Origin of the sequence: Dulcicalothrix desertica PCC 7102 (assembly GCF_003991905.1) — a bacterium.
GTDB classification, from domain to species: Bacteria; Cyanobacteriota; Cyanobacteriia; order Cyanobacteriales; family Nostocaceae; genus Dulcicalothrix; species Dulcicalothrix desertica.
In genome coordinates this window covers 1-14,225 of the sequence record NZ_RSCL01000036.1, presented here as the reverse complement: position 1 = coordinate 14,225, position 14,225 = coordinate 1, and the positions used below count along the sequence as shown (strand labels likewise).

Annotated in this window: 9 protein-coding genes and 1 rRNA gene; 3 read left to right on the top strand and 7 right to left on the bottom strand. The window is 39.2% G+C overall.

Features of this window, described 5'->3' with window-relative positions; all coding sequences use genetic code 11:
* Nucleotides 1–220: 220 nt before the first annotated feature.
* Both DSM106972_RS44410 and DSM106972_RS44405 read left to right on the top strand, forming a co-directional pair.
* Nucleotides 221–436 carry a hypothetical protein gene (locus tag DSM106972_RS44410; RefSeq protein WP_127086705.1) on the top strand — a complete coding sequence of 72 codons (216 nt, stop codon included), beginning with the start codon at nucleotides 221–223 and terminating at the stop codon, nucleotides 434–436.
* Between the two features lie 16 nt (nucleotides 437–452).
* Nucleotides 453–725: a hypothetical protein gene (locus DSM106972_RS44405; RefSeq protein ID WP_127086704.1), complete on the top strand. Its 273-nt coding sequence runs from the start codon at nucleotides 453–455 to the stop codon at nucleotides 723–725.
* A 188-nt stretch (nucleotides 726–913) separates the two neighbouring features.
* On the opposite strand, the gene DSM106972_RS44400 is transcribed toward DSM106972_RS44405, so the two are convergent.
* The 5 genes from DSM106972_RS44400 to DSM106972_RS44380 form a co-directional block, all read right to left on the bottom strand.
* Nucleotides 914–5,434 carry a hybrid sensor histidine kinase/response regulator gene (locus DSM106972_RS44400; RefSeq protein WP_127086703.1) on the bottom strand — a complete coding sequence of 1,507 codons (4,521 nt, stop codon included), beginning with the start codon at nucleotides 5,432–5,434 and terminating at the stop codon, nucleotides 914–916.
* 196 nt (nucleotides 5,435–5,630) lie between these two features.
* Nucleotides 5,631–8,609, bottom strand: a complete 2,979-nt coding sequence (locus tag DSM106972_RS44395; protein ID WP_127086702.1) for a methyl-accepting chemotaxis protein — start codon at nucleotides 8,607–8,609, stop codon at nucleotides 5,631–5,633.
* Nucleotides 8,610–8,631: 22 nt separating this feature from the next.
* Nucleotides 8,632–9,162 (bottom strand): chemotaxis protein CheW, encoded by a 531-nt coding sequence (locus DSM106972_RS44390; protein ID WP_127086701.1) that lies wholly within the window; start codon nucleotides 9,160–9,162, stop codon nucleotides 8,632–8,634.
* Between the two features lie 7 nt (nucleotides 9,163–9,169).
* Complete coding sequence (locus DSM106972_RS44385) at nucleotides 9,170–9,535, bottom strand: response regulator transcription factor (protein WP_026093613.1); 366 nt, start codon at nucleotides 9,533–9,535, stop codon at nucleotides 9,170–9,172.
* Nucleotides 9,536–9,638: 103 nt separating this feature from the next.
* Nucleotides 9,639–10,910, bottom strand: coding sequence for a response regulator (locus tag DSM106972_RS44380; RefSeq protein WP_127086700.1), 1,272 nt, complete (start codon nucleotides 10,908–10,910; stop codon nucleotides 9,639–9,641).
* A 351-nt stretch (nucleotides 10,911–11,261) separates the two neighbouring features.
* On the opposite strand from DSM106972_RS44380, the gene hmpF reads away from it, so the two are divergent.
* Entirely contained in the window at nucleotides 11,262–13,010 is a 1,749-nt protein-coding gene (gene hmpF / locus DSM106972_RS44375) for a pilus motility taxis protein HmpF (RefSeq protein ID WP_127086699.1), read from the top strand.
* A 120-nt stretch (nucleotides 13,011–13,130) separates the two neighbouring features.
* Here the strand turns inward: hmpF and DSM106972_RS44370 are convergent, their stop codons facing one another.
* Entirely contained in the window at nucleotides 13,131–13,568 is a 438-nt protein-coding gene (locus DSM106972_RS44370; RefSeq protein WP_127086698.1) for an SMI1/KNR4 family protein, read from the bottom strand.
* A 354-nt stretch (nucleotides 13,569–13,922) separates the two neighbouring features.
* Nucleotides 13,923–14,040 (bottom strand): 5S ribosomal RNA (rrf, locus tag DSM106972_RS44365).
* Nucleotides 14,041–14,225 lie beyond the last annotated feature (185 nt).

Sequence of the window (14,225 nt, the reverse complement as noted above, 5' to 3'; positions counted from 1 at the left end):
CTATCTAATACAATTATTTTAAAATTTTTTGCAACACTTTATATTATCTATTGAAACGGCGAATCAATGTTAGAGACCATTAAGCATAAGCATTACATTGCTCTATAGATTAATTTTGCCGGACAAAATAGGAATTTGTGTTTCGTTTGTATAATACCACTCAAATATACATAATGTATATATATCTATCCTATGAAAGATTAAGAAATACTAATTCAATATGAATTTTTTACAACAAATTAAGTTTACAGTTCGTTTACCAAAAAGAAATTTAAGCGCTTGGTATAAAGCATACGGCGCCGTTTCAACACAAAAACTTACAGTCATTTATGATTGTAATAGTCAATTACGTATAAATAGATACATATTTTTGGTAAATTATATCATACTCACGATAGATGGACAAATGCAAGCGAGAACAAATAATGCTATCTAATTACTACTAAAAAAATATGACTGAAAGCGCTGAAGCCGAAGGGATATCGCCAGAATATGCTAATTTTTTAAATCATTACCAAGATTTTCTTAAACACTATAATTATTGCCATAAAATAACCGTAATAATTAAGGAAAAGCATGTTCAAAAACAAGTATATTTAGTAAAACTACTTGAAGAAGTCATGCAAGCGTATAATCAGGCTACAAATTCGTATCATCAAGCGATAGAAGCATACGAAGAATTTAGAAAAAAAGTACTTATAGACCTTTTTAACAAAACTTATTAACTAGCAACAAAAAAGGCAAACAACTTCTTATATAAAATTCCCCAAACCCACCCAACCAACAATGTACGGGCGGGTTAACCAACAATCTACCTACATAAAACAATCAACAAAACCCGCCCCCCAAACCAACCAACAATCTACCTACATAAAACAATCAACAAAACCCGCTCCCCTCCAAACCGATCACATCAACCATTACCCACCAATTTCTCCCCCTTCAGCATCCGTCCTGCAGCTTCCAACAAAGCTTCCTCCAAATAAGGCTTAGTAAAATACCCACTGGCGCCTAAATTTATTGCCATTTGTTTGTGTTTATCGGCGCCACGCGATGTCAGCATAGCTATAGGTAACTGACTCAAGCTCGGTTCTTTAGAAATACGAGATAATAATTCCAGTCCATCGCAGCGTGGCATTTCTATATCACAGAATACTATGTCACACGGTAAACCTGAACGTAATTTCTCCCATGCTTCTTGACCATCGCGCGCTTGTTCCACCCTATACCCAGCTTTATTAAACGATAATGATAATAATTCACGTACTGTTATCGAATCATCTACTATCAGTACAGTTGGGTCAGTAATGGCGCCCATTGACTCAGTACCATTACCTGCTGCTTCAAAGAATGGTACTGGACTTGAGAGTGCGGTACGTCCAGTGAATATATCAATTATTTCCAATACGTCCGCTATGGGCATTATTCTACCATCCCCCAACACTGTGGCGCCTGCAACACCTATTGGCTTCGGCGCCGGACCTTCAAACTGTTTAATTACAATTTCCTGTTCGCTTAATACCGCGTCTACTTGCAACCCTATTAATGTTGATGCCGAACGTATCACTACCACAGATACCATATCATCATCGCGCGTTCCCCCATACACACTTCCCCGACTTATTTGTCTATTTAATGTTAATAGTTCTTTCAACGGTTTAAATGGTAATTTCGTATCACGCCACAATATATATAACGTACCATCAGCATTTTTATGAATGCTTTTAGTAGATATATCTAACGTGTCTTCCACACCATCCATAGGAAACGCAATTCGCGCTTTATCCCATACACAACACAATGCTTTACATATACTTAGGGTTAACGGTAATCGTATCGTAAAGTTTGTTCCTTTACCCAATGTTGAATCTGTTGTTATTGTTCCTCTAATTTCACTAATACTAGTTCGTACAACATCCATCCCCACTCCACGACCTGCTAAGTCATCCGCTTGGTCTTTTGTACTAAAATTAGGTTGGAACAACAACTCATACACTTCCATCTTAGATATGGTTTTGGCTTGTTCTGGTGTTATTAACCCGACTTTTATCGCTTTTTGTTTCACATAATCAGCATTAATACCCGCACCATCATCCGATACAGATATTACAGTTTGGTTTCCTTGATGGAATGCACGCACTGTTATTATCCCTACAGGTTGTTTACCCTTACTCGTTCTTTCTTCGGGAGTTTCAATACCATGAGCTATGGCATTATTGAGCATATGTATTAACGGGTCAGTTAAATGCTCTAATATCATTTTATCTATCAGCGTATCTTGACCTTCTATTACTAATTCAACTTGCTTACCACACTTAATCGCATTATCTCGCACACCCCGTTTTACCCGGTCGGTTACAATAGAAAAAGGAACCATGCGAGCTTTCGTTAAACCTTCTTGTAACTGTGTTGTTACCTGCCTAAATTGCCTTGCAACTCTCTCTGTTTCTTCGGTAACAAAATCTATATCACTCGCTGATTCTCTCACCCTAACTATCAACTCAATCATCTCTTGAGATAATGTATGGAACGGTGTAAACCTATCCATTTCTAACTCAGAAAATCCTCTATCACTATCCTTATTACTTACTGGTGTACTAAAACCCCCATTATTACTATGTTTTCGTGTTGCTAACAAAGATGCTTCGAGTAACGAACGTTCGTACAATTCCTGCATTCTGGCGCCAACATCACTTAAATGGTGTATTTGTATAAGTAAATTATCCAGCGACTGACGTAAACGTTCCTGGTCTTGTTCGAGGGTGTTACGGTTAACCACCAACTCCCCAACCAAGTTGCTCATATCATCAAGATGTTTTACCGACACCTTCATTAACTGTTCAAACCTTGCTCCTGTCGAACGTCTATTCGTATTGCGGGGTAATAAAACAGAAGAAGCTGACTGTGATGTTCCACCAATACTGTCGCTCGGTGCCAGCATTTTTTCTAAATCGCCAAATTCATCTATCGCATCTATATTATTATTGTTCGATGAAACACTCTTGTAAGCTGCTATATTTAAAGGCGCCTCTACTTCACTATTACCACTATCATTAACTAATAAAGCTTCGAGTGCAGCAAATTCATCATCATCAATTAAATCTGAATTAAATGCAATAGACAGCGGTTCAACTGATTTTGAGGGTTTAACAGCATATTCTTTTTCTTCTATAATAAAAGTTTCTTCTAAAAAGTTATCCGATATTTCTGAGTTACTGCTAACATTATTTACCTGATGATAAAACTCAATATTCAACTCAGTATCATCTAAAATATCATTTAATCCAATATCAAAACTTTGTCCAATTGTTTCAGGAGCGACTTGCGGTTCGACGGACGATGTATCAAAGTTCCAAATATCCGTAACTTCAGGAATAATACTTGGTGTTTCGGTAGTCGAATGTATAAATTCTGGCTCGATGGGAGTAAAATTTAATTGCTGTAATTCCTCAACATCATCATTATTATTATAATCAGAAACAGCGGCAATTTGCGATGGCGTTAACTCTTCAAATAAATCATTAACATCATCAAATGTTAGTGACAAATTATCATCCGAATTCTCAAACTCTATATAACCATCAAAAATATCATCATTTGCAGTTGCGGCAAATAAACTTGACTCTAATATAGATGCTACAGACGACTCATCATCAACTAAACTTAATACAACTGACTCGGAACTAACTCCAGACTCCTCCATATTCCATAAGGGTGCAAAATCATCCTCTGTTTGCAACTCTTGTACGTTTGGACTAATTGGTTCGCCTATATCATCAATACGAAAAACGGACGGATTGGATAAGTCGTTATCAACAATAACTAACTCTTCAACATCATCCAGAGAACTACCAAACAACTGAACAACCGTTAACTCATCGTTACCCCTATTAGGACTAAGGTAAAAATTGGTACCAGAATCAATAACTAACAAATCGTCGAGTTCGCTATCCGACGCATCAACATCATAATCAGCATCGTCATTGTTTTCAATACTACTCAATACCTCAATTTCTGGAAGTTGCTCAACCAAATTAATATCATCTACATATGAAGCATCATCCTTAAATAACTCGTCGAGTTCGGTAAGTTCAGCAATACCTACAATAGGCCCATGATGGTCTTCATACGCACTCGTACCATTTAAAACACGGTTATCATTAATATTTAATGCAACTTTATAATCCTTGGAGAAAACATCTTCTATCTCTTGTATCTCTTGTATCTCTTGTATATCATCAGATAATTCAAATAAAGACTCAATAGTATCAGACGAGTCTAAAGTAACTTCTATTTCGGTAATATCAGTAATATCAGTAATATCAACCTCAAAGTCCAATTGTTCGGTTATATCAAACAAAGAGTTAATATCATCCGAGTTGATATCATCGAAATCGACATCGTGTAAAAAAGGACTATGGTCAGATATTTGATTTAAATCAGTTATTTCAACTATAGATTCATGTGGCGCCGAATATACAACATTATTATCAAAAAAGTCGCTGCTAAGTTCGAGTAAAGAAATATCTGGTACATTCTGGAGTGCTTCTAACTGTGGACTAATGGTAATGGAAGCATCTCTCCCCCTTATTGCCAATTCAAGAGCGGTTTTAATTTCTGTAATAATAATCTTTGCTAGGGTCAAATAACTATTATCTGGGTTAGTCACCGCAGTTGCAGCACTTCTACACAAATGACACCAATTAGTCAAGTTTAAATCTTGTCCAATAATCACCAAATATTGTAAACAAGCTTCTAAACCCTTACGAGACGACTCAGTTGCATCTTGTTTAAATAATTGCAACATATCTCGAAGTTTTTGTAATACCCCACTTTGGAATTGTTGCCAATCGTCAGGGGTGCTTACGGGTGTTATTGTTGGGGAGGGGGAGACGTGCGAAGGGGAGACGTGCGAAGGGGAGACGTGATGAATCCCTTCGGGAAATCCTTCGGATAACACGTCATTACTATGGGGTTCCAGGGTGCTGACTTTAATAGTGGTACCATTTTGTGTACCCAAGAGTGACTCTAAATGTTCATTCAACCATCCAAAGACGGGTTCAGCTTCACTCATCAAGTTAGCTGCTGCTTCTTCAGAAAGTCCAAACGGGCCGCTTAAATGTTCGAGTAAAGCTTTGAGAGTATCAGAAACACCCAGAAACAAAGACTCTAACTTTTGGTCAACAATAATTGGATTTTCTTTTAAAACCTTAAAGCAATCTTCTAAACGGTGAGCAGTTCGCTGAATACTATTTAAAGATAACATCGCGGCGCCACCTTTTATAGAATGAGCAGCCCGAAACACCTCGTTAATCATTTCCTGGTCGTTTAAAGTTTCCTGAAGATTCAGCAAACCTTGCTCAATCGTATTTAAATGGTCTCTCGCTTCTTCTATAAAATAGCCTAATATACGTTGTTGTTGTTCAGGTAACATAAATTTAAAAATAGTTAAAAGTGCTGAATATATAAATAGTACTGAGTGCGCTCGTGAGTCGTGCGCTCGTAGGTAAGAAGTAAGGAGTTTTGAGTGAGAAGTAAGAAGTGATAGATTATTAGAAGTTATAACTTTTTAACTTTATAACTTTCTTCTCTTCCCACTCAGCACGAGCGCACGAGCGCACTTTCCACTCTTATCTGGATTCTGCGGTTTCTACACGGAACCGTTCTACCGAGGCAATTAAGTCGCGGGATACACCCACCAAGTGTTGTAAAGCTCCACTTACTCGTTGTGCTTCTTGCGATGTTTCTTGGGCAGTTAACTCCACCGACTGCATAACCTGGGCAACCGCACGGGATGTTTCTGTTTGGTCTACGGTGTCAGCAGTAATGGAGCGCACTAATATATCGATACGGTTGGCAACCTGGATAATATTGTCGAGTGAGCGTTTTGCTTCTTCGGCAAGTCGAGTTCCGGTAATTACCTGCTGTGTTCCTTCCTCCATTGCCGTCATTACAGAAGAAGTCTCACTTTGAATTTGCATCACGATTTGTTCTATCTCTTTGAGAGATTTCGCTGACTTATCTGCTAACTGCCGAACTTCGTCTGCGACAATTGCAAATCCTCGTCCTGCTTCTCCTGCCCGTGCTGCTTCTATACTCGCGTTTAATGCCAATAAGTTTGTACGCGAGGCAATTTGAGAAATTAATGCCACAATTTTCGAGATTTCCTGGGAAGATTCTGCGAGTCTCTTAACTTTGCGCGTGGTTTCTGCCACTGTTTCCCTAATTTCTAAAATACCCGCTACGGTGTTTTCTACTGCTTCTCCACCCTTCAATGCAATAGAACTTGCATCGCGCGCAACAGTCTCAGCTTCGCGTGCTGCTTCTGCTACCCGTTGTATAGAATCTGTCATTACTTGTACAGAGTTGAGCGTGACTGCGAGTTCTTCAGCTTGTCGTAATGCGTCTGTAGAAAGTGCGCGTGCAAACGTTTCGGAATTAGTGGCGCCACGAGTTACCTCCTTCGCAGCAACTTTTACCTGTTGGACGATATCTCGCAGGTTTTGAATCGTTAAATTAAAGGCATCGGCAACGGCGCCAAGTACGTCAGCGGTTACTTCGGCTTGCACAGTTAAGTCACCACGCGCGGCACCTTCTACATCATCGAGTAAGCGAATTACCTGGCGTTGCAAATTTTCTTTGGCTTCTTCTTGCTCTTGTGCTTTGCGTGTAGCTTCGTTGGTCGTGGTAAAAATGACACGAGTCATCTCATTAAAACCCGCAGCCAACTGTCCAAATTCATCTTCAGAATATACAGTTGCTTGCACTCCCAAATTACCTTGACGTACACTATCAAACTGACTTTGTAAATCTTTGGTGGTGCGACGAATTTGTTTAAAGGTGAGACTTCCCATTACACCAGTTGTAGCAAAAGAAACAACTCCCGCAGCTAATGCCATTGCCCAACCAGTTCGACTAATGGCGCCACGTTCAACTCCTTCTTTTGATAAGTTAGCAGCACCAAAGCTGACGGTGGCAACAACGATGGCACTGACTACACCTACTGTTGCTGCTATAAACCATTGTTTACTTTCTAATGGAGCATTTTCTAATGGCGCCAGTATACCTTGTTCGTGACTGACTTGTGGTTCACTTCGACTAACATCAGATTGAGTAAATATAGGTACAGCTTCATGTGTTGAAGTGATACTAAATAACTCTGAGTCACGTGTAGCTTCTGGTTTATTTAATTTAGGAGAAGTCGCGGTGCTTTGTGTGTTCGATTTTATCGGGGTATTAAAAGACCCAGAATGATTTGATTGGGAACCACCAAAAGTAGATTCGTGGCTCATTTCAAACCCTGGAATGTTACCAAGGTCATCGAATGCATCAAAATCTTCTAAAAATTCTATATTGTTAGAGTTTTTGTTGGCACTATTGTTTGAACTCGAACTTTTTGATTCTGAATAGGGGACACTGTTATTATCAGATGCTTTCTCAATATTTGAGGCGCCGCTATCTGACCCAAACGCTGATTCAAATGCCTCAAAATCAAAGCTGTCATCCATATCAAAGCTGCTAGCATTCGATGTCGGATTACTCGCAAACACGTTCTTATCTTGGGTTGCATCGATACTGAACGTCGAAAACTCACCCCGAATTCGTTGTTGTGTTTCTGTAGTTAAATTTGCACTACTTTCAGTATCAGGAGCATCTAAAATACTATCAAACGTTGTAAAATTTAATGTATCTGTTTTTATTTCTGGTTCTGAAGTTGCATTATTATCATTAATATAAAGAGTTACATCATCATTATTATTTACACCATTTAAATCATAGTTACGATTATAAACTGATTCTGACTCCATTACAAAGTCAGGTATATCAAATGGTTCGGAGCTATTAGTAGTATTTAGATTATTACCATCACCAGTCTCTAAGTTATTACTTTGTGGTATATCTGATAGCCAAAATGCGGGTAATTCTAGTTCACTTTTATCTTCGGAAGGGTTGTTAGTAGTTGCCGAATCTGAGTAATTAGCAAATGGGTCATTATTGCTGGGAGTCTCGCTAGCTTTGTAACTAAATACGGTGCTGTCGGTGGGTATGTCAAAGGGATTGTTTGATGGTGGGTTGTTGCCATTAGAATCACTATTTAAATCACTATTTAAATCACTGAAGTGATTATTACTAAGGGCGCTCAGGTCAAAACCGCTTTTGGATATGTCCATGTCGCCAAATGGAGATGCGTCTGCGGTAGAGTCTAGATATGGCGCCACTGCATCAAACTCGCTAGCATCAACCAAATCAGAGAAATTAGCCTCGGAGTCGTTTGTAAGCACGTCGTCGATTATATCTGACTCTTTAAAGTTGGTGTCGGTATTAGAAAATTGTTGGTAGTGACTAATATTTTCTAAACCAGTTTTAGCAAAAGCAGTAATTTCTGGGTTACTAGTAATTTCTAAAACTTTTTCGTACTCAACTGTTGCAATATCATATTTTTGCAACACGTAATATACATGTCCCCGTAGTAAATGTGTATTTGGGTCATGCGGCGCCATCGTCACTACAGTGTCAACCAAGGTGGCAGCATGGTGATAATTTTGTTGAGCATAGGCATTAACAGCCTGTTGATAAATAGAAGAGTAATCATCAATACTAGTAGTCATTTATAGCCTCCGTCTAATCTTATTAACCTGCCCACCGCGCAGAACGCAAAATAGCAGTTTGGTCTAGCAATCGTAAGCTAGAATTACCTTCGGTACTGGAATACCACTCACCTCGTAAAAAAGGCGCTGCTATATCAGGAATATTGGTTGGAGCGGCAAGATGCTGCACCAAAAGCCAATCCATACCACCAATAGAATCAACAGCTAAACCAACAATTGTTTCTTGTTCTTCAATAGCAATTACTGGAATTTCTGCGCGGTCGGTATTTAACGGAGTAGCGTCACCCAAAAACTGTCCTAAATCAGCCACCCAAATAACACGACCTCGTAAATTTAGAGTACCCAAAAGTAAAGGAGAAGCATTAGGAATAGGGGTAATTCTATCGGGACTAAGTTCAATAACCTCGCGAATACCAGTAGCGAGTAAAGCGAACTCTTGGTGCGAAGGAATAAAAAACCTTAAATGTAACTCACCTTCGGGACTTGATACTTCTAACTCTCGACCCAACTGGTAATCTGAGTCTCCAACTAAAAAATCTGGTTTGAGCGTCATATGTGACTCATCCTCGCAGCAATTGTTTAACAGTACCCACCAACTCAGTCGGTTGAAAAGGTTTAGCAATATAGGCATCGGCGCCTTGTTTCATACCCCAATAGCGGTCAAACTCCTCCCCCTTACTAGAACACATCACAACAGGGACATTTTGAGTTTTTGGGTCAGACTTAAGGCGCCGACACACCTCGTAACCATTCATTCTAGGCATAACAATATCCAAAACCACCAAATCGGGGGGTTCGCTTAAAATAGCCTCAAGCGCCTCAACCCCATCTGCGGCATGGGTAACAATCATCCCGCTCGCCTTCAGAAGGTCAGTAATCATCTCCCTCTGCGCGATACTATCTTCTACAATCAGAACTGTACTCATATACCCCATTACTACCTCTTTGTATGTAGATGTCCCTATAAATATGGAACATTCCCTGCCCCGCTTGATTTATGTATAAATTTATTCTATTCCTTGACAAATTTTATAAACGATGGGTTTTTGTTTGTTCTGTGATATTATTTTTTACCCTATATTGAGTGTAATCAACAAGTCCTGTATTTTTATTGTTCCCGATAACAGGGCTATTCAGGCACTGTTTGACTATCATTACTAAATCAGCATTGTTAAAAGGTTTACTTAAGAACCCTGTAGCTCCCGCCATTTTGGCTTTAGCAAGAAGAGAAAAATTCTTTTGGTCAGTCAGCATAATAATTGGTAAGTGCCGAAATGCTTGACACGAACGCAACATTGCACAAATCTCATAGCCATTCAATTCTGGCATTGTTAGCTCAGATAGAATTAAATTAGGCTTCAGGGTAAAGATACCAGTGAGCGCTTGTATGGGATTTGAGAAAACGCTAGCATTAAAACCTTCTGACATAAAAATAGACTCTACCGATCTACGTGTACTTGTTTCTGAGTCGATGAAAACAATAGTTTTTTTTGTGGTTATTTGATTCTCCTCTGTGGTTGGTTCATTTTCTGCTAAAGCTATTGTATTCGTATATACAAGATGTACCCACCCTTGTAGCACATAAGGATATAAAGCCTTAGCGACAGTCAATATATCGCGATTGAGGTAGCGTGCGAGTTGACGAAGCGAAGTTTTTCCATCAGCCCACTGTTTGAGTTTGTTCGCAGTAGCCATTGGCACAGAAGACTGTAGTCGAACGACAGATGCGAGCATTGGCAGTTGGTCAGGAGATTGGATATAGGGGTAAAGCTGTTTCCAGTCTTGTACTTGCCTGATGGTTTGTGATGTCAGTGGTGCAGTCTTCCAGGTGTTTAATACAGGAGCAAGCGGGGAAGTTACCTCAAAAAGAAAATTTCCACGCTTTAAATTCAGTAAGTCAAAGATTGTTTCGCGTATAAGACCTTGAATAATGGTACGAGCTTGAGTTGTGTTAATAATATTTTGTCCGAGCAACGCCCATAAGTAACTATATTCTGGCAACGAATACGATTCACTAAAAGCTAGTTGATCTTGTCGTCGTCGTACCTGGACATCAAATATATTGTTTGTGAACTTATCAATAGGGGGTTTGACTCGATAATGTCGTAAATAATCATCAAGTCTTGATAGGTTTTGCACTCCATTGCTAGCATATGCAATTTGACCATTAAGAAAAAACATGAACCAAGATTCAGTTGGGTTGGGTTCCAACGAGGATACAAACAGTACCCCGGTTCGCTGTCCTAGCTCAATCAATTGCAGGATACTGCGAATATCAATTTCATCTAAATTTCCCTGCATCTAGCTCCAAGGCACTTAAAGGCACTCCTGTATATACTTGTTTTTATTGTGCCCATTTATGCAGCCATATTTAAAGGTGAGATCAAAATTGTGAATACTTGTTTTAACTGATTGATTTCATATTTTAATGCCAGTGATAACACGGTAGTCATTTTAGACAAAATAGGTACACAATATGATGACGCGATTACAGTATATGTCTATAGTAAAATTTGACATGTCGCGAATATAAATAGTTTTGCCTGCCTTGTCTAGCTATTATCGGGTTGGATATCGTAGGTTGCATGATTATTTAACGTATAACTATTAACAACTAACGACACTATTAAGTGCATCAAAAGGATTAAAGGTGTGCTGTATTTAGCAGAAGTACAAAAACAAAAAGGCGGTTTACTCGGTGGTGGGAGCAAAGCAGAACTAAAGCTCCTAGCTTGTCAGCGCAACGACCAAAGTTGGAGCGCAGTATCTGAAGAAGTAATCTCGGCCGAGGATGCTAGTAAATTAAATGATGGCGCCCTTGTCATGGTGGAATTAAGTCCAACTCGACAAGTTCAACGTATTCAAGAAGCTGGGCGCCCTTTGGCCACAATTTTGCAGAATTATTCTCGACAGGTAGAAAAATTCAAAGCCAAGGAGGAAGAAATAAATCAGTGGAAGGAGTCGTTAACTTTCCAAGCGCAGGAACTCTCACGACGAGAGCTTGAGATGGAAGATAGGATGGCACAACTTCAGCAGCTTGAAGAGGAGTGCCAAAATTTAGACTCTGAAAAACAAGAGGTTGACAACTCTCGTGCTGAAATTGAAACCTTAAAACAAGAAATTGAGAAAAGGAGTCAAGAGTTAGAAGGCGCCTGGAAGCATTTACGTGGTGAACAAGGGCGTCTAGAGGAATTAAGTGCAAATTTACAACAGGGAACAGTAATAGATTCAGAGCAAGCTGGAGTTTTTTATGGGTTGCTCGAAGGTATGCAAGCGAGTGTTGTTTCGACTGATGCTATTCAAGAGAGTTTAAATTACGCTTTTGAAGTGGTAAATACTCAACAGGAGTTATTGAACACGCACTGGCAAAAGTTCGAGCAACAAAAAGCTTCGGTAGAACAGGAGCAACTTGAAATTGAAAATTTATCACAAGAGCTTGATGCAACTCAAAATGAGTGTCAGCAAGTCAAAGCTGTTTTAGACCAGCAGACAAACGATTTAAAAGCAAACACTGCCGTGCTTGATGCAAAGCAAGAGTATGTGCGTATTCTCAAAGAACAGTTACGTTCCCAAGAAGACTTATATCAGCAAGTTTGCAGTTTAGCGGCGCCTGGTGATGCAAGTTTGATCGAATCTATTGATGTTGAAGCTTTAGAGTCAATGTCTTTGGAGGAGTTAGAAAAAACAGTACAAGATTTACAAGACAAGTTAAATATCGACTCAAGTTTTGTTCACGACCAAGAACAAGAGCTTAATTATAAAGAAGATGCGATTAAGGAAATTCAGCAAAAAATAAGTATTGCTGACGTTAGCGAGTTAGCTACCCTTGAAGAAGAACTGAACGATGAAAAAGACCTTTATCAGATGTTGAACGAAACACTGGTTGGTCAACGTCGAAGTTTGGTACAACGTCAAGGAGAACTGCGGCAATATCAAACGGTTTTAATGCGGCGCCAAGGTAAGAATAGCAACGAGCAAGGTAGCCAAATCGACTTAAAACCGATATTGGCACAAATTGAGTTGCAACAAAAACAGCAATTTGCAATCTTGCAGGATGTTGAGCGTCAAATTGAACAAATAAATGCTGGCATTGAATTATCGCAAGACACTATAGAAAATCAAACATCAGAGTATGAAGAAAAACATCAAGATTTAAAAGTTAAGGAAGATAATTTATTAATGCTAAAAGACGCTCTTGCAGAATCGAGAGCAAAAGTAAGCTTATATGAAGAAATACTACAACCAACTCAAGAAGGCTTAAACGAGTTGCGACATAAATTGCAAACTCTGAGTGACACCCTTGTTCAAATACAACAAAGCGGTAATTCTCAACTCGATATAGTTAGTCAGATGCAACAAGCACTGCAAAACTTAACAGCACAACCACAGTTAGCAGCTTAGAGTAATATCTAAACAGAGCCATGCTAACAATAAATAAAAAATTCACAAGCGTTGGGAGAGTTTTCTCCTGGCGCCTTGTGCCGTTTTCATATTCTAAAATAATTTGGCACCGACATATTATTATATAACGTAGGGTGTGTGACGTTGATCACACGTTACATTTCCAAAAAAAATAGGAAGTGTGTAACGGCTCATAAAAGAGAATAAATATGGGTTATCGTCTATGTGATGCCGAGACAGATATTCATTGACCACTGAATTTAAGGGTTTAAAGCTCCAGCAATCAAAGAATAAACCAAATTCCCAGTATTGGTCTGCTTGACTTGTACCATTTTTCCATTGATACAATTCATAAACTTCATGCGGTAATTTAAATGGTAGTTTTTCAGTAATTATTTCTATCTCATTTTTAGTAAGTCCTGGTTGTAAAAAGGAGACATCGTATGGTCTGTATTTTTCTAGCCACTTTACAATTCGCTCTAAGAGGATGTTGGAAAAGTGTCCGTGAATGTCATGAGTCGGGTACGAAGGGCGCAGTTTTCCCGCTTTCGCGCGCATCTGGTGTATATGTCTAAAACCCTAGATTCTAGCAGTAAGGGCAAATGCTCCGCATTACGTTCCGTAAGACTCCACTCGCTTGGGACAATTTATACCTTATCTGACTTTTCAAACATCCTCTAAGGCTGTTGTTAGAAGTGACATAATCTACGACGTGGTGTTGTCAAGAAGAAGTATTTCGCTCAGGTGCCTTCTTAATAATTGTATTAAATAATTTTCGCACGTTTTGATTGCTACAACTATCTGGGCTGGTACAAGATGTAAGTTACACACGTCAAAACTACTGTAAAGAAAGGCGCCAAAAACAAAAACCTCCTCTTATATACAAGAGGAGGTTTTTGTTTTGTATTATTGCCCTGGCACCGAGCAATTGTTGCAGGAGACAACTCTCCAACTATCGTAGCCGCTGCGGCGTTTCACAACTGAGTTCGGGATGGTATCAGAGTGGTTCCACCACGCAAAAAGCACCAGGAAAAACTTTTTTTAGTGCTGAGTTCTGAGTGCTGAGTTAAAAGTAGTTATTTCTTATACTCAGCACTCAGGACTTTCTACTCAGCACTTTTAAAAACCCTGAAGACTGCACAGTGACGCGCTTTGAATTGTTTTTTGGTCAAGCCCTCGGTCTGTTAGTACTTCTCGGCTTCGCATGTTACCACG

Bases quoted from the DNA above. Each gene is read 5' to 3' on its own strand.
- DSM106972_RS44410 (WP_127086705.1), top strand. From the start codon at position 221: ATGAATTTTTTACAACAAATTAAGTTTACAGTTCGTTTACCAAAAAGA.
- DSM106972_RS44405 (WP_127086704.1), top strand. From the start codon at position 453: ATGACTGAAAGCGCTGAAGCCGAAGGGATATCGCCAGAATATGCTAAT.
- DSM106972_RS44400 (WP_127086703.1), bottom strand. From the start codon at position 5,434: ATGTTACCTGAACAACAACAACGTATATTAGGCTATTTTATAGAAGAA.
- DSM106972_RS44395 (WP_127086702.1), bottom strand. From the start codon at position 8,609: ATGACTACTAGTATTGATGATTACTCTTCTATTTATCAACAGGCTGTT.
- DSM106972_RS44390 (WP_127086701.1), bottom strand. From the start codon at position 9,162: ATGACGCTCAAACCAGATTTTTTAGTTGGAGACTCAGATTACCAGTTG.
- DSM106972_RS44385 (WP_026093613.1), bottom strand. From the start codon at position 9,535: ATGAGTACAGTTCTGATTGTAGAAGATAGTATCGCGCAGAGGGAGATG.
- DSM106972_RS44380 (WP_127086700.1), bottom strand. From the start codon at position 10,910: ATGCAGGGAAATTTAGATGAAATTGATATTCGCAGTATCCTGCAATTG.
- DSM106972_RS44370 (WP_127086698.1), bottom strand. From the start codon at position 13,568: ATGCGCGCGAAAGCGGGAAAACTGCGCCCTTCGTACCCGACTCATGAC.